The sequence below is a fragment of the Paenibacillus dakarensis genome, assembly GCF_001373415.1.
GTDB classification, from domain to species: domain Bacteria; phylum Bacillota; class Bacilli; order Paenibacillales; family Paenibacillaceae; genus Paenibacillus_AQ; species Paenibacillus_AQ dakarensis.
In genome coordinates this window covers 15710-35377 of sequence record NZ_CDSE01000028.1, presented here as the reverse complement: position 1 = coordinate 35377, position 19668 = coordinate 15710, and the positions used below count along the sequence as shown (strand labels likewise).

The 19668-nt window shown below is 45.8% G+C and carries 19 protein-coding genes; all 19 read right to left on the bottom strand.

Annotated elements, in window-relative coordinates; genetic code table 11:
* The gene (locus BN1234_RS07955; protein WP_054956131.1) at positions 1-249 is read right to left on the bottom strand and encodes a YlzJ-like family protein; all 249 of its coding nucleotides are present in this window, start codon (positions 247-249) and stop codon (positions 1-3) included.
* Positions 246-1004, bottom strand: a complete 759-nt coding sequence (locus tag BN1234_RS07950) for a ClpP family protease (RefSeq protein ID WP_054956130.1) — start codon at positions 1002-1004, stop codon at positions 246-248. The genes BN1234_RS07955 and BN1234_RS07950 overlap by 4 nt, the downstream gene beginning before the upstream one ends.
* Before the next feature lie 199 nt (positions 1005-1203).
* Positions 1204-2883 carry a ribonuclease J gene (locus BN1234_RS07945; protein ID WP_054956129.1) on the bottom strand — a complete coding sequence of 560 codons (1680 nt, stop codon included), beginning with the start codon at positions 2881-2883 and terminating at the stop codon, positions 1204-1206.
* A 254-nt stretch (positions 2884-3137) separates the two neighbouring features.
* The gene (gene dapA, locus BN1234_RS07940) at positions 3138-4019 is read right to left on the bottom strand and encodes a 4-hydroxy-tetrahydrodipicolinate synthase (protein ID WP_054956128.1); all 882 of its coding nucleotides are present in this window, start codon (positions 4017-4019) and stop codon (positions 3138-3140) included.
* A 48-nt stretch (positions 4020-4067) separates the two neighbouring features.
* Positions 4068-5282, bottom strand: coding sequence for an aspartate kinase (dapG, locus tag BN1234_RS07935; protein WP_054956127.1), 1215 nt, complete (start codon positions 5280-5282; stop codon positions 4068-4070).
* Between the two features lie 333 nt (positions 5283-5615).
* Positions 5616-6212 carry a dipicolinate synthase subunit B gene (locus tag BN1234_RS07925; protein WP_054956125.1) on the bottom strand — a complete coding sequence of 199 codons (597 nt, stop codon included), beginning with the start codon at positions 6210-6212 and terminating at the stop codon, positions 5616-5618.
* On the bottom strand, positions 6209-7108 hold the full coding sequence (dpsA, locus tag BN1234_RS07920) for a dipicolinate synthase subunit DpsA (protein ID WP_054956124.1): 900 nt from the start codon (positions 7106-7108) through the stop codon (positions 6209-6211). The genes BN1234_RS07925 and dpsA overlap by 4 nt, the downstream gene beginning before the upstream one ends.
* Before the next feature lie 174 nt (positions 7109-7282).
* Entirely contained in the window at positions 7283-7729 is a 447-nt protein-coding gene (gene dut / locus BN1234_RS07915) for a dUTP diphosphatase (protein WP_170308007.1), read from the bottom strand.
* Complete coding sequence (locus BN1234_RS07910) at positions 7707-8972, bottom strand: M16 family metallopeptidase (protein ID WP_054956123.1); 1266 nt, start codon at positions 8970-8972, stop codon at positions 7707-7709. Before BN1234_RS07910 ends, dut begins: the two co-directional genes overlap by 23 nt.
* Before the next feature lie 95 nt (positions 8973-9067).
* Positions 9068-10048, bottom strand: coding sequence for a polysaccharide deacetylase family protein (locus BN1234_RS07905; RefSeq protein ID WP_054956122.1), 981 nt, complete (start codon positions 10046-10048; stop codon positions 9068-9070).
* A gap of 190 nt (positions 10049-10238) precedes the next feature.
* Entirely contained in the window at positions 10239-12332 is a 2094-nt protein-coding gene (gene pnp, locus BN1234_RS07900; protein ID WP_054956121.1) for a polyribonucleotide nucleotidyltransferase, read from the bottom strand.
* Between the two features lie 286 nt (positions 12333-12618).
* Positions 12619-12888, bottom strand: a complete 270-nt coding sequence (gene rpsO / locus BN1234_RS07895) for a 30S ribosomal protein S15 (RefSeq protein ID WP_006211281.1) — start codon at positions 12886-12888, stop codon at positions 12619-12621.
* Positions 12889-13056: 168 nt separating this feature from the next.
* Entirely contained in the window at positions 13057-14004 is a 948-nt protein-coding gene (locus BN1234_RS07890; RefSeq protein ID WP_054956120.1) for a bifunctional riboflavin kinase/FAD synthetase, read from the bottom strand.
* A 42-nt stretch (positions 14005-14046) separates the two neighbouring features.
* The gene (truB, locus tag BN1234_RS07885) at positions 14047-14961 is read right to left on the bottom strand and encodes a tRNA pseudouridine(55) synthase TruB (RefSeq protein WP_054956119.1); all 915 of its coding nucleotides are present in this window, start codon (positions 14959-14961) and stop codon (positions 14047-14049) included.
* Positions 14958-15935 (bottom strand): DHH family phosphoesterase, encoded by a 978-nt coding sequence (locus tag BN1234_RS07880; RefSeq protein ID WP_054956118.1) that lies wholly within the window; start codon positions 15933-15935, stop codon positions 14958-14960. The genes truB and BN1234_RS07880 overlap by 4 nt, the downstream gene beginning before the upstream one ends.
* 29 nt (positions 15936-15964) lie before the next feature.
* Positions 15965-16318 carry a 30S ribosome-binding factor RbfA gene (gene rbfA / locus BN1234_RS07875; RefSeq protein WP_054956117.1) on the bottom strand — a complete coding sequence of 118 codons (354 nt, stop codon included), beginning with the start codon at positions 16316-16318 and terminating at the stop codon, positions 15965-15967.
* A 19-nt stretch (positions 16319-16337) separates the two neighbouring features.
* Complete coding sequence (gene infB / locus BN1234_RS07870; RefSeq protein WP_054956116.1) at positions 16338-19037, bottom strand: translation initiation factor IF-2; 2700 nt, start codon at positions 19035-19037, stop codon at positions 16338-16340.
* Positions 19030-19356, bottom strand: coding sequence for a L7Ae/L30e/S12e/Gadd45 family ribosomal protein (locus BN1234_RS07865; RefSeq protein ID WP_170308006.1), 327 nt, complete (start codon positions 19354-19356; stop codon positions 19030-19032). The genes infB and BN1234_RS07865 overlap by 8 nt, the downstream gene beginning before the upstream one ends.
* Positions 19346-19654 (bottom strand): RNase P modulator RnpM, encoded by a 309-nt coding sequence (gene rnpM / locus BN1234_RS07860; RefSeq protein WP_054956114.1) that lies wholly within the window; start codon positions 19652-19654, stop codon positions 19346-19348. The genes BN1234_RS07865 and rnpM overlap by 11 nt, the downstream gene beginning before the upstream one ends.
* Between the last annotated feature and the right edge of the window lie 14 nt (positions 19655-19668).

Genomic DNA, 19668 nt, shown 5'->3' with positions numbered 1-19668 from the left:
TCAGACTTTAGAACTATTTTGATCCATGACAGGAACGAAGGAAATGGTATTACCCGGGGTGTACAGCGGATTCAAGTAATCTCCCAGTTCACCATTCAGCAAACGAACAATTTTAGCCTTGTGATCCTGCATCGGTTCAACCTGCATAAGAATGCCGCCGATTTGAATCTCCACCGTATGAGAAGGCTCCTGCTCCCTGTTGTCATTTGACCAGATCATATCTTCAGGTATTACAGTGTAAAGCGTCACTGAGCAAGCCCCCCAGAAGTCGTCTTCTTTAGTTCCCCAATCAATTCATTCAGTTTAGCCAGCGCCTGTCCGATGCCGCCCACTTCATTCATGAGCCCATATTTCACTGCGTCCATGCCCGACACGGCTGTTCCAATGTCACGGTTAAGCTCTCCTGTCTTGAACATCAAGGCTTTGAACTGCTCCTCCGAAATTCGAGAATGGGAGGTAACAAACCGGACGACCCGCTCCTGCATCTTCTCCATATACTCAAAAGTCTGTGGCACTCCAATGACCAGTCCGCTCATCCGGATTGGATGAATCGTCATCGTAGCGCTCTCCGCAATAATTGAATAACTGGAAGCCACAGCAATGGGCACTCCAATGCTATGGCCCCCACCTATAACTACCGTCACTGTAGGCTTGGTTAAGGAAGCAATCATTTCTGCTATAGCGAGGCCTGCTTCTACGTCACCACCAACCGTATTTAAGATGATTAGAAGTCCTTCAATTCGCGGATTCTGTTCAGCTGCAGCTAACTGAGGGATGATATGCTCATATTTCGTTGTTTTATTGTGCGGAGGAAGAACCAAATGGCCCTCGATTTGACCGATAATCGTCATGCAAAATATATTAGAATCCCCGCTTCCAGGCACTGTGGTCTGACCTAACTGCTGGATGGTATCGACCACTGACGGTTTATTGTTCTCTCCAGGCTGAGTGGAAGGCACTCCCGTCTCTCCCGTTCTATTGCTGTTTCCCGATTTATTAGTCATTTCTACACCCTGCCTTCTATCATTTTGATATTGTACTATGGTGTAGTATGGAAAATTTTAAGCCGGATTATGCCTATTTTCATATTTTCTCAACCATTCATCCTTTTCCCGCTACGCAAAAAGCCCCTTTCGCGGGAACCGTCCAATATACCTGCGAAAGGGGCGACTGTGTGCCTGATTATTTAGTTTGTTGTGCCTATTACACTTCCATGATAATTGGAAGTATCATCGGTCTTCTGCGAGTTTGCTCGTACAGGAAGCGTCCCAGAGCATCTTTAACACTCGTCTTAAGTGAAGCCCACTCATTGACATTTTCACTCATCAGCTTCTGTAATGTGCTCGATACAATCCGGTTACTTTCCTCAAGTAACCCTTCTGACTCACGAACATACACAAAGCCCCGGGAAATAATGTCCGGCCCGGATACAATCGCACCATTCTGCTTGCTAAGTGTAACCACTACGACCAGAATACCATCCTGGGACAGCAATTTACGATCACGCAGCACGATATTACCGACATCGCCTACACCTAGTCCATCAATTAATACGTTACCTGCAGTTACTTTACCTGCTTTACGTGCGGAGCCTGCTTGAATTTCAACGATTTCTCCCAGATCCGTAATAAAGATATTATCGGGGTCAACTCCTACAGACTCAGCCAGCAAAGCATGACGACGCTGCATGCGGAATTCACCATGGACAGGGATGAAGAATTTCGGCTTCATCAGGTTCAGCATAAGCTTAAGCTCTTCCTGACTTCCATGACCGGATACGTGTACACCGGAATTCGAACCACTATATATGACATCCGCACCAAGACGGAACAGTTCATCAATCGTACGTCCTACATACTTCTCATTTCCGGGTACTGGGGTAGCTGCAATAATAACGGTATCTCCCGGCAAAATATCAACCTTACGGTGTGTTGAACGCGCCATACGCGTTAACGCGGACATTGGTTCTCCTTGACTGCCTGTACACAGTACAACTACACGATCAGCAGCCATCTTATTTACTTCCTCTGGCTCAATCAGCATGCCGTCTGGAATATGAAGATAACCAAGATCGGAAGCGATAGACACAACATTCACCATACTGCGGCCAATAACCGTTACTTTACGGCCTGTGGATTCAGCAGCGTTAATTACCTGTTGAATACGGTGTACGTTCGAAGCAAATGTAGCCACAACTACACGCTGATCTGCTTTACGGAAAATATCTTCAAGAACGATACCCACATTCTTCTCAGATGGCGTAAATCCAGGCTTCTCAGCATTCGTACTGTCAGACAGCAAGGCCAGAACGCCTCTGCTTCCGATTTCAGCCATACGCTGCAAATCGGCGTATTGATCATTAACAGGTGTATGGTCAAATTTAAAGTCACCCGTATGAACAACACAGCCTTCCGGTGTATCAATGCAGATGCCGACGGAATCCGGAATACTGTGATTTGTTTTGAAGAAAGTCGCTTTCAGCGTGCTTCCCAGTTGAATTTCCGAATCCGCATGAATAAGAATCCGCTTCGTCTCGCCAAGCAAATTCGCTTCTTTCAGTTTGTTCTCTACAAGACCCAAAGTCAGCTTCGTACCGTATACAGGTACATTCAAATGTTTCAATACGTACGGCAAGCCGCCAATATGGTCTTCGTGTCCGTGAGTGAGTAAAATCCCTCTCACTTTATCACGATTCTCCGTCAAATAAGAAATATCAGGAATGACAATGTCGATTCCAAGCATATCCTCTTCCGGAAATTTAAGCCCCGCGTCCACGACAACGATGTCATTTGCATATTGAATGACATACATATTTTTTCCGATTTCACCGACGCCGCCCAAGGCAAAAATCGATAATTTATCGCTGTTTATTTTTTTAGACAAATCAATCTAACCCTCCTAAAGTTTTGGACGATCACCAATTCTTATATTAAATTTCAAAATATACCGCACCCAGTCACTTGAATTCATTATACATGATGAAAAAGTGAAAACACAAGTCACCCACCCAGTAAGGGTTAGGATACCCCTCTAAAGCAACGTTTTATAAAAGAAAAACCGCCTTCTTGAGTGAAGACGGCGGTTTTTCGGAATATATGGTATATATACACAATTTGCAGGTTTTTGCGACTCACATTTTAAAAATGTTCCAGCATTTTTCGGATATAAACAACTTCATTCTCACTAGGTGAAACCAAAGGTAACCGGACTCCCCCGACCTGATACCCCTTCTCAACTAGCGCGAATTTTACCGCAGACGGATTCGGGAGCGGTTCAGGGCATTCAAATAACCCTTTAAACAGCGGCATTAGCTTCTGATGCAGTCTGGCTGCATCTTGAACGTTACCTTTCAGGTAGGCATGAATCATATCCTTCATTTCCTTGCCTGCAATATGTCCTGCAACACTCACAATCCCATACGCACCAACCGCCATTGCAGGAAGGGCCGAGGAATCGTCACCTGTATATGTGAAAAAGCCTTCAGGAGCTCCGGAAACAATCTGTGTTACTTGATCCAGTGAAGCACATTCCTTGGTAGCCACAATGTTAGGTATTTGAGCCAGTCTGAGTGTTGTAGCGGCAGTCAAGCTAATTCCTGTCCGCCCAGGCACATTATATAACATGATCGGAAGTGTCGTGGATTCTGCTATAGCTTTAAAATGCAGGAACATTCCTTCTTGGTTAGGCTTGTTGTAATACGGAGATACTAATAATATGCCGTCTACACCGCACTGTTCTGCACTTTGTGTAAGCTTAATGGAGTGTTCGGTGTTATTGCTTCCCGTTCCCGCAATAACTTTAATTCTTCCTGCGGCATGCTCTACAACAAATCGGAACAACTGCAGCTTTTCATCATCGCTTAGAGTGGGAGATTCTCCTGTCGTACCCGCAACTACTAAAGAATCAGCGTGCTGATCCTCAATAAGGTAGTCGACTAATCTCGCGGTCTCGTCCCAATTAATCTCGCCATCAGCATCAAACGGGGTAACCATTGCTGTAATTAATCTTCCAAAATCCACAGTGCTTCCTCCTTCATATTGCCGGCGAAAATGTATTATAGATAAATTCTACCGGTGAAGCTCAAATTTATGATGAAGCGCTCTGAGCGCTTGAACCATATCTTCCTTTTTAACCAGAAGCCATATTGTAGTGTTGGAGTCCGCTGATTGGAGTATCGGAACTTCAATTTCACTCAGCGCTTCAACAATTTTGGCCATAATCCCTGGAACTCCATTTATTCCGCCTCCGATCACGGAAACCTTGGCACATCCGGATAAGCTCTTTGGCTTCAGACTTAATTTCTGCAATGCAGAAATCGCCTTCTCAGCGTCATAATCAAATATGGTATATAACACTCCTGTAGGAGTAACATTGATAAAATCAACACTGATCGAATTTTCAGCCATTGTCCGGAATACCTTCAGCTGGAGGTTCTCCGTTCGGTCACCATCTATCGCAATCTGAGTTATATTACTTACATAGGCCAGCCCCGTTACATGGCGGTCGAGAATACCTGTTGGTGAATCCTTAAAACCGTCAGGCTGTGTTACAAGCGTACCTTCCGTATCTGTAAAGGTTGAACGAACACGCAGCGGTATAGAAGACTGCATAGCAATTTCAACAGCCCTCGGATGGATAACTTTTGCACCTTGGTACGCCATATTGCATATTTCTGTATAACTCACCTGGCTAAGCGGTCTGGCGTCTTCAACTACTCTGGGATCAGCCGTCAAAATACCGTCTACGTCTGTATAAATATCAACCATTTCTGCATTTAGGGCTGCGCCTAGGGCTGTAGCCGATGTATCACTGCCGCCTCGTCCAAGTGTCGTTAAATCCCCGTTCTCGGTCTGTCCTTGAAACCCGGCAACGATCACAACTTGAACTTTCTCCAGTTCTGTTCGGACTCTGCCTGGCCTTACATCGAGGATCCTCGCATTCCCATACTGATAATCTGTAATCAATCCCGCTTGTGCTCCTGTTAATACAACTGCTGAAACACCTTCATGTTGAAGAAGACTGCATAAGGTCGCTGCCGAAATGATCTCTCCACAGCAGAGAAGCATATCCTTTTCTCTTACCGGAAGTTCATTGCCGTTTTGCTCAATCCAATGAAGAAGCGTGTCCGTAGCGTAAGGTTCGCCCAGACGTCCTATGGCAGATACGACCACAACTAGATGATACTGCTGGGCCAATTCACGGCGAATATGCTCGATGACACGTGCCCTTGCCTGAGGCGAAGACAATGAGGTGCCTCCAAATTTCTGAACCAGAATGCGCATGGTAAATCCTCCGTTTAGTTCCGGAGACAAAACAAGGCGCCCGATGGATTGAAACGGCCAGAACAAGCCTGGCCGTTTCGTTTGGAAGCAATTAATGTTGCAATTTGCACAGCATTCCAAGCCGCGCTGCTCAGCAGGTTATCCGAAACGAATCGCTTTGAATTCTAAAGTTACGGATTTAAGAATGGCCATAAGCTACTGGAATACGTGCAAGCAGCTGGTAACGTCAGTGGAGTTGTCGCCCTTTTTCGGTCTCACGGGCCAATTTTTCGTTCAATGTATAGGGCATAACCTTTTTTCTCGCAAACTGCAAATCTTCGGGATCGATCCAATTTATGCGGAATGAAACCGTTCAATGATCATTGGCTGCAACTGTTTACCCTTCAGCGCTTCATAACAAGTTTCAGGAATAAGATCCATCTTCGCAACAAGCGAATTGGGCTTTTGCTCTGGATTATCCTGTCCGAAAGGAACAAAATAAATATTCTTCGTAACAAGCAGCTTCGCAATATTTGCAGCATTCAATCCAAGTCCGTCGTTCGTTGAAATAGCCAGCACAAGCGGCCGGCCGTTTCTCATTTGCGCTTTGGCTGCCATTAAGACAGCGCCATCCGTCATGGCATTCGCAAGCTTACTTGTCGAATTCCCTGTACAAGGCGCAATAACCAAAACATCCAGAAGCTTGGAGGGACCGAGCGGTTCAGCCTCCACAATTGTAGAAATAATATCATTCCCTGTTATTTCTTTCAACTGTTTCTGCCAATTTTCTGAAGTCCCGAATCGAGTATCCGTTGTCATGATCGTTCCGGATACAATGGGAATTACATTCGCACCTCCATCTTTAAAACGTTTGATTTGGGGCATAACTTCTTCAAAGGTGCAGTGTGAGCCCGTTAATGCATAACCTACGGTTATCCCGTTCCAATTCATTTGGCGTCCCCCCGAATCTTGATTTCTTCTGAAATCAACTCCACTAGCGTATTAGCCATAATAATGCCCGCCGTTTTTGGAGCTACGATTCCGGGTAGTCCGGGTGCAAGCATGGCTTTGATCCCCCTCTTCTCGGCATAACGGAAATCACATCCGCCAGGCGCAGAGGCCAGATCTATAATGACAGCCTCACGAGGCATCTTCGATATAATTTGTGCTGTAACGATCATCGATGGAATCGTATTAAATAACAGATTGATATCAGATAACTGAGAGCTGAGATCCTTGATCATAAAAGGTTTCCAGCCCATTTCTTCCGCTCTGGCATAATGCTCTGTTTTGCGTACTCCCATTTTGATTTTGGCTCCTAAACCCTGTAAACTTCTTGCCATTGTAAAACCCGTGCGCCCCATACCTAGTACCATACTGGTCGATCCATGAATCGTAAAATCTGTATTTTGAATAGCCATCATCAGCGCGCCTTCTGCCGTCGGAATCGAATTGTAAATGGCTACGTCATCACGCTCTAACAGCTCAACCAGCTTGATGTTGTTTTTCTCACACAGTGATCTTAAATAGCTTTTAGCCATCCCAGTATATACAACACCATGTTTCGGCATGGCTTGGATGTGTTCCTCTTCAAGCTTCAGCGGCCCTTCCGCGTAAAGCGCACCAATACGGCCTTCATCATCACAACCAACAACAGGCAGTATCAGCACATCAGCATCTGACAGCAGCTCAGCTGTAAGAGGCTCCCGGGTTACTCCCTGAAAGGAATCCTGCAATTTGTCAAAACCGGCTATTGATACAGAGGCATCCATTTCAGCGCATTTGCGGATTACTTCAATCTGCCGCGCGTCACCGCCAAGAAATACGGTTCGGACTCCTGTCAGCATGCAAGGCGTCGCTCCTTTCCAAACCAATGTATAGACCATCTTATGCACTGGCCTATAAAGAGGTGAGCGGGGCAGTTTCTAAACCTACTTTCAATTCAGCATAAATCTTTGAATTCATAACAAAAAAAGCTTGCAGAGATGATCTCTGCAGGCTTTTCCTGATTAATATATTTCTTATTTACCTGTATGCCCAAATCCTCCGCTTCCGCGAACGGTATCGGATAATTCGTCGACTTCCTCGAATTCGACTACCGGTACGGTCTGAAATACCATCTGAGCAATCCGTTCATTACGTACAATCGTAAATGGCTCCTGACCGAGATTAATGAGCAGTACCTTAACTTCTCCACGGTAATCGGCATCAATGGTTCCTGGCGTGTTTAGGCAGGTTATACCATGTTTAAAGGCCAGTCCGCTGCGTGGACGAATCTGCGCCTCTAATTCCCCCGGCATTGCGATCGCGAATCCGGTAGGGATCAGCTTGCGCTCTCCTGGCATCAAAACCACCGGTTCTGCAACGGCAGCATGCAGGTCAAAGCCAGAAGCAAGCTCTGACATTTTAACCGGGAGCAATACATCTTCATTTCCTGATAATCTGTTAATTTGAACGTGATGCAACAAATTCGTCCCTCCTAATGTTGTTAAGCGCCTTATCTGAGGACCCGACCATTGCCAGAGCAAATGGAGTTACAAACATCCGGTCTAATACGCTCTCAATATCATTCATGTTAACTTTTTCAATTCGCTCAATCATCTCATCCAGGCTAAAATGACGACCGAGCATAAGCTCATTTTTGCCAAGGCGGTTCATCCGGCTTCCTGTGCTTTCCAGGCTGAGAATCAAACTTCCTTTAAGCTGCTCTTTACCTTTTCGCAGTTCATCCTCTGTCATCCCGTTTACCGCCAGATCTGACAATATCTCTTTGGTTAATTCCAGAACTTCCTTCGTTTGTTTCGGTGCTGTACCTGCGTATATGGTAAACATCCCGCTATCTGCATGAGAGCTGTGATAGGAATACACAGAATAGGCTAGTCCCCGCTTCTCACGGATTTCCTGGAATAAACGTGAGCTCATGCCGCCGCCGATAGCATTGTTGAGCAGTACCATTGCATACTGAAGATCATCCCCAATGGAACTGCCGGGAAAAGACATACAAATATGGTTTTGCTCTGTTTTCTTCTTGCGGAATAATACCCCGTCTTTAAAATCTGGAACTGTCAGCTTCCGGCTGGAAGCACTATTCCTGAAAGCGCCAAAATGTCGTTCCAACAGTTCGATCACGCCATCGTCAATATGACCAGCCAGAGCAATTACTGTATTCTCAATCGTATAGTGGCTGTTCATATAGGATCGTAAGGCATCCGAGTCCATGGCTTCAAGACGTTCTTTCGTGCCCAGAATCGGGTATGCAAGCGGGTGTTCTCCGTATGCCGCCATCGACATCAGATCGTGAACGAGATCATCCGGAGTATCCTCATACATCGCGATTTCCTCTAAAATCACATTTTTCTCCTTCGCCAGCTCCACCGAATCAAGCTTGGAGTTAAAAAACATATCCGATAACACATCGACTGCAATAGGAAGGTGCTCATCCAGTACCTTTGCGTAATAACATGTATACTCCTTGGATGTAAATGCATTGACATTTCCACCAATTGCATCAAACTGCTCGGCAATAGCACGGGCATCAAAACGCTCTGTACCTTTAAACATCATATGTTCAATAAAATGCGTAATCCCGTTAACATTCTCGGACTCATTCCGGGACCCCGTCTTCACCCATATCCCGAAAGAAACCGAACGGCTTGTAGGGATTTGTTCCATAACTACTCTCAGGCCGTTTGACAGCTGTATTTTTTTCACGAAAGGCCCTCCTGACTGCTTCTAGGTTACAATACATCTATATAAAATTAATAATTTGTGCCATCCATTCATTGTAACAAAATTAATAAGACTGCTCAACTTCCATAAGGCATAATTCGTTCGGGTGATAGTGTTTCACTTACGGTACCAATATGAAGCCCTTTCGCACGTACGCCTTGTATCATTCCTCTTAGGGCTTGTGATGAAGATGCCGTAGGATGCATTAGTATTAAAAATCCCGGTTCAACCTTCTTGGATATCTTTTGAACCACCGCTTCAGGAGCTGGATTTCGCCAGTCTACTGTATCCAGTGTCCATAGAACTGTCTTGAGCCCTCTCGCGTGAGCGATAGAAACCGTCTGTTGATTAAAATCACCGGAAGGGGGAGCGAACCATTTGTTCGTTATACCCAGGCTCTCTTTAAGCAGATCCTGTGTCTTCGAAATTTCCAGCTCGGCCCGTGCCCTGCTGAGCTGACTCATATTCGGATGTGAATATGCATGATTCTCAACCTCATGTCCTCTTTTCAATATCTCGGCTGCGAGCTCCGGATTTTTTTTCAACCAGCTTCCATCCAGAAAAAATGTTGTTTTAATCTTTTCCTCATCCAAAACCTTGAGCATGGGTTCGATAAACTCATTTCCCCAAGCGACATTGATCATGAAGGATACCATCGGTTTATTCGGGTTCCCCCGATAAATAGGCTGCTCCCCCAAGTCCTCAAGTGTAATTTTGGCCGGAATTTGCTGATATACATAAGGGATCGGGTCGCCCGGTTTCCTCTTGAGCGCTCGCTTGTACGTTTCATCGATATTTATCTCCTGACCATTATATCCGGGCATTGCCTTCCATACCGAATCCACTCTGGCATCGATTGGCTCTACTTTTGTTCTAGCTGCTTCCGTTTCAATTTCACTGAGTAACTCCAAATCAATAGATGCCGCCTGCTGTCCTGTTGCTGCTCCGCCGCTTGCTTCACTTAGTTGATGAACGTAGTCCCAAGATCCGGTTAATATGGTGATCCCGGATACAGATGCAATGCCGACTAGCAATACTGCCACTTTCAGTCCCTTCATGGGCGTATCCATCCCCTTTGCTGGCTTTGTCCCATTTTATGAAAGGATGATCCGTAATATGTAACTTAACTTGTTTAACCAGCACCCTTATCTCCACCATTCTGATCAACAGCTAATAGGACATAAAAAAAGAGCCAGAATATATTTCTGCCTCTTTCCTTTAGTTATGAATGGTATTTTCGAACCAGCTTTACTTTGTTTCAGCTGTCAATACTGCTTTACGGGAAAGGTTGATCCGACCTTGTTGATCGATTTCAGTTACTTTCACTGTTATCACATCACCAATCGCAACGACATCTTCCACTTTACCTACTCGCTCGGTGGATAATTGGGAGATATGAACAAGACCATCTTTGTTTGGAAGAATTTCAACGAAAGCGCCGAATTTCTCAATCCGCTTCACGGTGCCTGTATAAATCTCACCTACAGCCACTTCGCGCACGATTCCTTCGATGATCGACATTGCCTTTTGGTTCATCTCTGCATTTGAAGAAGCGATAAATACACGTCCATCCTGTTCGATGTCGATCTTCACGCCAGTTTCTTCAATGATTTTATTGATGATTTTACCGCCGGCACCAATCACGTCGCGAATCTTGTCCGGATTAATGTTCATGGTAATGATCTTAGGCGCATACTGGGATAAAGTTTCTCTCGGCTTATCGATAACTTCGAGCATCTTACCAAGAATATGCATGCGGCCTTCTTTAGCTTGATCCAGCGCTTCCTGCAAAATGTTACGGTCAATCCCATCAATCTTGATGTCCATTTGAATTGCAGTTACACCAGCTGCCGTACCTGCTACCTTAAAGTCCATATCGCCAAGATGATCTTCCATGCCTTGGATGTCTGTCAGGATAGAAACATGCTCTCCGTCCTTAATCAAGCCCATTGCAACACCAGCAACAGGTGCTTTGATCGGTACACCAGCATCCATCATGGCAAGTGTGCTTGCGCAGATACTAGCCTGGGAAGTTGAACCGTTTGACTCAATAACCTCAGACACGAGACGAATCGTATACGGGAACTCAACCTCAGACGGGATAACCTTGGACAATGCGCGCTCTCCGAGTGCTCCATGACCGATTTCACGACGTCCTGGGGCACGAAGCGGACGAGCCTCACCCACACTGAACGGAGGGAAATTGTAATGGTGCATGAAACGTTTAGTCTCTTCCAGATCAATTCCGTCAAGGATCTGTACATCGCCCAGTGCTCCAAGTGTACATACACTAAGGGCTTGTGTCTGACCACGTGTAAAGAGTCCTGATCCATGTGTACGAGGCAATAGGCTTGTATCACAATCGATCGGACGAATCTCAGAAAGGCCACGACCGTCAGGGCGTACTTTATCATGAGTGATAAGACGTCTTACTTCTTCTTTTACGATGTCATGCAGAACTTCCTTAACATCTTTCAAAAGTTCAGGAGTCTCGATGTATTTCTCTTCAAACACATTGAAGGTTTCATCGTTAATTGCGTCAATTGCATCCTGACGTGCATGCTTCTCGGCAATGCGAACCGCTTCCACCAGACGTTCTGCAGCATACTCACGGACTTCCTTGTTCACTGTTTCATTGACAGCATGGAGTTTTACTTCCATCTTCTCTTTACCAGCGATACTAACAAGTTCCTCAATTGTAGCTACAATGTTCTGAATTTCTGCGTGACCGAACATAATTGCTTCCAGCATAACTTCTTCCGGTACTTCATTCGCTTCAGCTTCAACCATCATGATGGCATCTTTTGTACCGGCTACAACCAGATAAATGTCACTGGCTTCTTGCTCAGCAATGGTTGGATTCACAACGAATTTACCATCAATACGGCCAACGGCAACACCACCGATAGGACCGTTAAACGGAACATCAGAGATACTGAGTGCAGCAGAAGTACCGATCATAGAAGCAATTTCAGGCTCACAGTCCTGATCCACACTCATCACCAGGTTCAATACCTGAACATCGTTCCGGAAGCCTTCAGGAAACAATGGGCGAATCGGCCGGTCTGTCAAACGGCTGGATAAAATCGCTTTTTCACTTGGTCTGCCTTCACGCTTAATGAATCCGCCTGGAATTTTACCAACAGCATACAATCTTTCTTCATAGTTCACAGTCAGCGGGAAGAAATCCAGATCTTTCGGTTCGCTAGAAGCCGTTACTGTACACAATACAGCGGTCTCGCCATAACGAACCATAACCGCAGCATTTGCTTGCTTGGCTAAACGCCCGGTTTCTAGAACAAGAGGTCTTCCACCCAGCATCATTTCAACACGTTTTTCCATATAACCCCTCCTCTTGAGGAAAATCTTTTATTTAACTCGGCTAAATTAAAGTATTGCCTACATACGCACTCTTCATAAGAAAAACGTCACCAGTAAAAAGATTTCGCTTTCTCCCTGCTGCTTTTCTTGCAAAATAAGGATGCTATGTACAGTGACGCTCCATCATCTTCAACAGAAAAACGTCTAATCGATGTTTCTTATAATCTAAAAAAGAGCCCGGCTGCACCGCTGTCGTTCCAAGAAGGACAGTGGACAACCAGGCTGCTTTCGTACACCTTATGGATTATTAGCGGCGTAATCCAAGCTTCTCGATCAAAGCGCTGTAACGTTTAACATCCTTGTTTTTCAAGTATGCAAGCAACTTACGGCGTTGGCCGACCATTTTCAACAATCCACGACGGGAGTGATGATCTTTCTTGTGCGTACGCAAGTGGTCAGTCAAGTTCGTAATGTTTTCCGTTAGGATAGCGATTTGCACCTCTGGAGATCCTGTATCGGACTCGTGAGTTTTGTGCTCGTCAATCAGTTGTTGTTTACGTTCTTGAGTCAATGCCATCCTGTTCACCTCCTTCATTATAATCGCCTGTAGCCTCGTCGCCGACGGTGAGATCGAACAACCAAGCCACGGTTACGGCATCGGTTAACCCGATCAGCCTCTAAGAGTATATCATACTTTTTTCAAAAAGGAAAATAAGTTAATGATATTTCGCTAGAACGATATAAATTAAGGCAGCAATATCGCGCGTGTCTTCTCTACATCGTTTTGAATTTCTTTAATCAATTTGTCAATTGAATTAAACTTAAGTTCTCTGCGGATAAATTCAACTACATCAACAACCATCGTCTGTCCATAGAGATCACCATCATAGTCAAGCAGATGAACTTCGTAGATCGGCTTTACAATTCCTTCATGAAAGGTAGGCTTAAGGCCCACACTCATCACACCCGGAATCCACTCTTGATGAGAAGTACAGCGGGCCCATACCGCATACACTCCCAGCGCTGGTGTAACATAATTCTCCTCAAGCTCCAGATTTGCTGTACGAAATCCTAAAGCCCGTCCCCGTTTCTCCCCATGAATCACAGTGCCTCGAATCCGGTAATATCGTCCAAGCCACCGGGTCACATCCGAAATATGGCCATTATATAATGCTGCCCGAATCGCAGAGCTTCCCACCTTCTCACCATCCATCAAAAAAGGCGGTACAATAACAACCTGAATGGTTCCCTGGCTCATCTCACACAGCATGTCTGCATGACCGGCACCTTTAAAGCCAAAACGAAAATCAAAGCCTACCACCGCTGTATGCAGCTGAAGCGGCATAAGCATTTCAGTCACAAAATCCTCGGGGCTGACTTGTGAGAACTCTTCATTGAAATCCACCACATATAATATGTCAACCCCCATATCAGAAAGCAGCTGCTGCTTATCCTGCTGAGGTGTTAGATAGCCCTCGTATTTTCCTTTACGCATAACATCTTTTGGATGTGGATAAAAGGTTATAACGGCTGACGGCAAACTTTCTTTACGTGCCAACTCTACGGCTGTCGATATTACACTGGCATGACCTGTATGGAGACCATCAAATTGACCGATTGCCGCGATTTGCGGCATTCCCAGTTCAATTTTCTGTTCAGGGGTTAACGGATAAGATAGGGATACGATTTTCATGTGCTTCTCACCTGCAATTCACTTATATAGACATCAATCATCTTAATCTGAGAAGACCTTAACCGGGGCAATTGCTCCGGATTCCTCTTGTTTTCGAAAGATTCCCAGGAACTTGTCCGCACTATCGTATAAACGAATGCAATCCGAAGTTTTAACAGGAGGACTTACCACTTGCGCAGACAGCCGTTGTCCTTGCAGGGCAGCGCTTCTCTTCTCATCAGTTACCGTGTGAGCATGCAAATGAGAAATGGCTTCATCGACCGGGATCAACCGGGAATGCAGACTTCCATCGGCCATGAATTGCTCAATTTCTTCAAGCGTCAGACATTTTGAGGAGGAGATTCCTGCAGATAGGGTTCTCTCCAGCTTCGCCATTGTGGATGGAAGTCCAAGTTTCTTTCCGATATCCACACAGAGTGTACGGATATAGGTTCCCTTCGAACACAATACCCGAAAAGTAATATCCGTGTAGGTCCCTTGTTCCTCAAAACCCGTCATTTCAATCTCATGCACGTTCACCTTACGGCTTTTACGTTCAACAGTCTTACCCTCACGGGCAAGCTCATACAATCTTTTACCATCGACCTTTACCGCTGAATACATCGGAGGCACCTGAGAAATTTCACCTGTAAAAGAACGAAGTGTTTCCTCAGCTTCTGCTCTTGTCACTTTTACTTCATCCACCGCTTCAATGACATTCCCGGTCAAATCCTCGGTATCTGTAGAAAGTCCAAGCCGAAGTACTGCCTTGTATTCTTTAGGAAGGTCCTGCATATATTCAACCACACGCGTCGCCCGCCCGAGACAAAGCGGCAATACCCCTGTCACCTCAGGATCAAGCGTACCTGCATGGCCTATTCTTTTCATTTTGACCAAACGGCGAACTTTAGCAACAACATCATGCGAAGTCCATCCAGCAGGCTTTAGGACCGCCAAAACACCTTCAAGTTCTGTCATAATGCTTGATTCACCCGCTCTACTACCTGATTAATGATGTCCTCCAGTGATCCTTCAATTCGGCAGCCAGCAGCTCGAACGTGACCGCCTCCTCCGAAGGATTGTGCCAATGCTGCTACATCCACTTTTCCGGCAGATCGTAAACTCACCTTAACAGCCCCGCTGTTGATCTGTTTAAACAATATCCCCACTTCAACACCTTGGATGTTGCGCGGATAATTGACGATGCCTTCCAGGTCTTCATTAATTGCTCCGCTTGCCTGCATATGTTCAGGTGTAACGTGAACCCAAGCCACTTTACCATCCGCAGACATCTTTAACGTATTAAGTGCTGCAACAAGCACATTCAACTGGGGAAGTGTCATTTCCTCAAGCAGTGACTCTGCAAGCTCGGGCCCATCTACACCATACGATAGAAGTGTAGAGGCTATTCCCATCACTTTGGGAGTTGTATTCGAGTAACGGAAGCCTCCGGTATCTGTCAAGAGACCCGTATAAATGGCTGTTGCCACTTCAGCATCCCATTTGATATCAAATAGGCTCAGCAGATCAAACAGAATTTCCGCAGTCGCTGCAGCTTCAGGAAGCACAACGTTCACAGTTCCGTATCGGTTATTGGTAGGATGATGGTCCACATTCATGATGACCACATCTTCAGAGAAAAGTTCCTTCGTTCGGCCTACACGGTCAAAATCAGCACAATCCACGCAGATAACCTTATTAAAAGTGCGCTGCGGCTTCTGCTCGGACATGTTAATAAGTTCATCAGCATGCCATAAGGAATTCATTCGTTTAGGAATAGGTCCCTCATTAATCATGGTGAATTTTTTGCCTAAACATGAGAGAAGCCAGCCTACCGCAAGGGTAGAACTGACTGCATCTCCATCGGGCTGAACGTGCGACACTATCAAGTAATCATCATGCTCCAGCAGGAATTTCTTGGCCTGCTGCAGCTCATGGTTATAGGTCTGCATTCGCCTTCTCCTTTATAAAAAAGATCTGTCTAATCCTCTTCCCGTTCACCGATTTCACCCAGCAGCTTCTCAATTCGGCTGCCATATGCTATCGATTCATCGAATTTAAAGATTAGCTCCGGTACATGCCGGAGGCGAATTCTCTTGCCCAGTTCTGAGCGGAGAAAGCCGCTGGCCTTCTCCAAACCTTTCAGCGATGCTGCCTTCTGGTCTTCATCGCCAAGAACGCTAAGATAAACCTTAGCTTGTGACAAGTCATTTGTCACATCCACCCCGGTTACGGTAATAAAACCAATACGAGGATCTTTAAGCTCTGTCTGTATAAGCTGACTAAGCTCTTTCTTGATTTGTTCGCTGACGCGTCCTGTTCGAATTTTTGCCATGTCTGATCACCTCTTTACGTTAGCGCTCTACCGTCTCCATGATAAAGGCTTCAATAACGTCTCCTTCTTTGACGTCACTATAGCTTTCCAAGGTAATACCACATTCATAACCTTGTGACACTTCTTTGGCATCATCTTTATAACGCTTGAGGGAATCGATCTTACCTTCATGAACAACAATACCGTCACGGATCAGGCGTACTTCTGCGTTACGGGCAATCTTTCCGGAAGTAACCATACAACCGGCAATGGTACCCACCTTGCTCACTTTAAAGGTGTTACGCACTTCTGCGTGTCCAATGACATTTTCCTTGTAGACTGGATCCAGCATGCCTTTCATGGCTTGCTCGATTTCTTCGATAACGTTATAAATAACACGATGCAAGCGAACATCTACTTTTTCCTGTTCAGCAGTCTGTTTTGCTTGAGCATCCGGTCGAACGTTAAAGCCAATTACAATCGCATTGGAAGCAGCAGCCAGGATAACGTCCGACTCTGTAATAGCACCTGCTCCGCTGTGAATGATTTTCACGCGAACGCCTTCCACCTCGATTTTACTCAACGAGCCTTTAAGCGCCTCAACCGATCCTTGAACGTCACCTTTGATAATAACGTTAAGATCCTTGATTTCTCCATCCTTAATATGCTGGAACAAATCATCAAGCGTAACACGAGTATTCTTATTGAGCTCGGATTCACGCTGCGTGATGGAACGTTTATCCGCAATGGAGCGGGCTTTACGTTCATCTTCAAATACCATGAACGGATCGCCTGCTCCTGGCACTTCAGTCAAACCTGTAATTTCTACAGGTGTTGATGGGCCAGCTTCCTTGAGGCGGCGTCCTTTATCATTCACCATAGCCCGGATACGACCGAAGCAGTTACCTGCTACGAATGCATCTCCGACCTTAAGCGTACCGTGCTGTACAAGTATTCGAGCAACAGGTCCTCTGCCTTTATCGAGCTCAGCTTCGATAACGGTACCCCGGGCACGTTTATTTGGATTCGCTTTGTACTCATTTACTTCGGCTACAAGCAGAATCATCTCCAGAAGATCTTCAAGACCCATGCGCTGTTTCGCGGAAACGTTAACGAAGATCGTGTCTCCGCCCCACTCTTCCGGCACTAATTCATATTCTGTCAATTCCTGCTTCACTTTATCAGGATTAGCATCCGGCTTATCGATCTTGTTAACTGCAACGATGATAGGCAGTCCAGCTGCCTTCGCGTGGTTGATTGCTTCAACCGTCTGTGGCATAACGCCGTCATCAGCAGCTACTACGATGATGGTCATATCCGTAACCTGTGCACCACGGGCACGCATCGCTGTAAAAGCTTCGTGACCAGGTGTATCAAGGAACGTAATTTTCTTGCCGTTAATTTCAACTTGATAAGCACCAATATGCTGAGTGATACCACCAGCTTCGCCGCCAGACACATTCGCTTTACGAATCGCATCAAGCAGTGTTGTTTTACCATGGTCAACGTGACCCATAATAGTAACAACCGGCGGGCGCTCTTTCAGATCCGCAGGATCATCGACCTCTTCAACAGTTTCAAAGCGATCTTCCTCAACCGGAATCTTCACTTCTACTTCAACTCCGAACTCGGCAGCTAGAAGCAGAATGGTGTCAATGTCGAGTTCTTGGTTAATTGTGGCCATCACGCCGAGGAAAATCAGCTTCTTAATAACCTCGGAAGCGTCCTTATGAAGCAGCTTCGCCGTTTCACCGACGGTCATATTGCCACGGACGATAATTTTCTTCGGCGTGTTGTCGATTTTCTCACGAGGCGGCTGCTGGCTCTGATTCCGTCCGCGGTTATTCTTGCCTCCACGATTATTGTTACGGAATCCTCCACCTTGACGATTATCGTCAAAGCGCTTTGAGCCGGAACGGTTATTATTGTTGTTATTATTATTGTTGTTTCTATTTCCACCGCGGTTGCCAGCATTGTTATTGCTGCCAGTGTTTCCGCTAGGACGGTTTGAATCCGAACGTCCACCTTGGGACTGTCCTCCGCCCTGTGGACGGTTACCTTGGGATTGTGAACCCTGATTACGAGCTCCGCCTTGTCCTGAACCCTGAGAACGGGAACCTCCCTGTTGTCCTCCGCCTTGCTGAGGACGGGATCCTTGTTGACTAGAACCCTGCTGTGGGCTTCTGCTCCGGTTGTTCTGCTGGCTTCCTTGGGAAGAACCTGTATTCGTTCTCCGGGAATCCTGACTGCTTTGGGAGCGCTGCTGAGAACCTGCTACATTTGAGTTGTTTTGATTTCTATTGTTCATACCTACCTGCTTTTCCTGTTGTTTTTTGGGCTGTTCTTCTTCCTGTCTTTGACCAGATGGTCTTTGACCTTGATTACGGCCGCCATTTTGCCCATTTTGGCCGCCTTCGCTGCTGTGCGTTGGAGCGTTTGTCTGAGTGTTTGCAGCGGGAGCTTTGGCAGCATCTCCTGACCCTACAGCTGAAACTGCCGGTTTACGGCTTTCATTACGGGAGGCATCCGAGCCGTCCCGCTTTGCAGCAGCATTTGACTTAATGTCTTTAAAGAACTGCTCCACCTTGGTAACCGTATCATTCTCCATAACACTCATATGATTATTAACTGGAACATTTAGACGCTTGAGTATTGTAATGATTTCCTTACTGCTCATATTCAATGATTTAGCGTACTCATATACTCGAAGTTTATTGTCCTTGTTTTCCTGTTTACTCAATATACTCCACCTCCGACATTATCCCCACTTGCTTGGAGATCATTTCTGCGAATCCTTGATCCGTAACTGCCAGCACAACACGTTCAGGTTTACCTACACTTGTGCCCAGACTTTCCCGGTCAAATCCGATTACCAGAGGGATTTTGTAAGTTCCGCATTTATCACGGAACTTTTTTTTTGTATTATCTGAGGCGTCACCCGCCAGAAGGACCATTTTCGCTTCAGAAGACCGGATTGCTTTGAGCACGATCTCATCGCCGGTAACCACTTTACCTGCTCGCATGGCAAGGCCTAAATGAGAAAGTGCCCTATTCTTCATCGGCACTCTCCTTAGCCGCAAGAAATTCATCTTCTACCGTGATGAAATCCTGAGCCAGCTGTTCATAAATTTCAGACTGAACATGATGCTTTAAAGCACGATCAAGCGCTTTGTTTTTTTGTGCCAGTTTAAAGCAGGACAGCTTTCCGCACAAATAAGCGCCTCTGCCCGACTTCTTACCTGTCAGATCAATAAGCACTGTATCTTCAGGTGTCTTAACAACACGGATAAGCTGCTTCTTGGACTTCATTTCCTGACAAGCGACACATTTACGAAGCGGAATCTTTCTCTGTTTCAAAGCAAGTACCCCCG

What these genes read in the sequence shown, in the direction of transcription:
- rbfA (WP_054956117.1), bottom strand. Translation starts at nt 16,318, where the DNA reads ATGGCAAAAATTCGAACAGGACGCGTCAGCGAACAAATCAAGAAAGAG.
- BN1234_RS07880 (WP_054956118.1), bottom strand. Translation starts at nt 15,935, where the DNA reads ATGCAGACCTATAACCATGAGCTGCAGCAGGCCAAGAAATTCCTGCTG.
- BN1234_RS07925 (WP_054956125.1), bottom strand. Translation starts at nt 6,212, where the DNA reads ATGAATTGGAACGGGATAACCGTAGGTTATGCATTAACGGGCTCACAC.
- BN1234_RS07905 (WP_054956122.1), bottom strand. Translation starts at nt 10,048, where the DNA reads ATGAAGGGACTGAAAGTGGCAGTATTGCTAGTCGGCATTGCATCTGTA.
- BN1234_RS07890 (WP_054956120.1), bottom strand. Translation starts at nt 14,004, where the DNA reads ATGAAAATCGTATCCCTATCTTATCCGTTAACCCCTGAACAGAAAATT.
- rpsO (WP_006211281.1), bottom strand. Translation starts at nt 12,888, where the DNA reads ATGGCATTGACTCAAGAACGTAAACAACAACTGATTGACGAGCACAAA.
- pnp (WP_054956121.1), bottom strand. Translation starts at nt 12,332, where the DNA reads ATGGAAAAACGTGTTGAAATGATGCTGGGTGGAAGACCTCTTGTTCTA.
- dapG (WP_054956127.1), bottom strand. Translation starts at nt 5,282, where the DNA reads ATGCGCATTCTGGTTCAGAAATTTGGAGGCACCTCATTGTCTTCGCCT.
- BN1234_RS07950 (WP_054956130.1), bottom strand. Translation starts at nt 1,004, where the DNA reads ATGACTAATAAATCGGGAAACAGCAATAGAACGGGAGAGACGGGAGTG.
- BN1234_RS07865 (WP_170308006.1), bottom strand. Translation starts at nt 19,356, where the DNA reads ATGAAGAATAGGGCACTTTCTCATTTAGGCCTTGCCATGCGAGCAGGT.
- truB (WP_054956119.1), bottom strand. Translation starts at nt 14,961, where the DNA reads ATGACAGAACTTGAAGGTGTTTTGGCGGTCCTAAAGCCTGCTGGATGG.
- dpsA (WP_054956124.1), bottom strand. Translation starts at nt 7,108, where the DNA reads ATGCTGACAGGAGTCCGAACCGTATTTCTTGGCGGTGACGCGCGGCAG.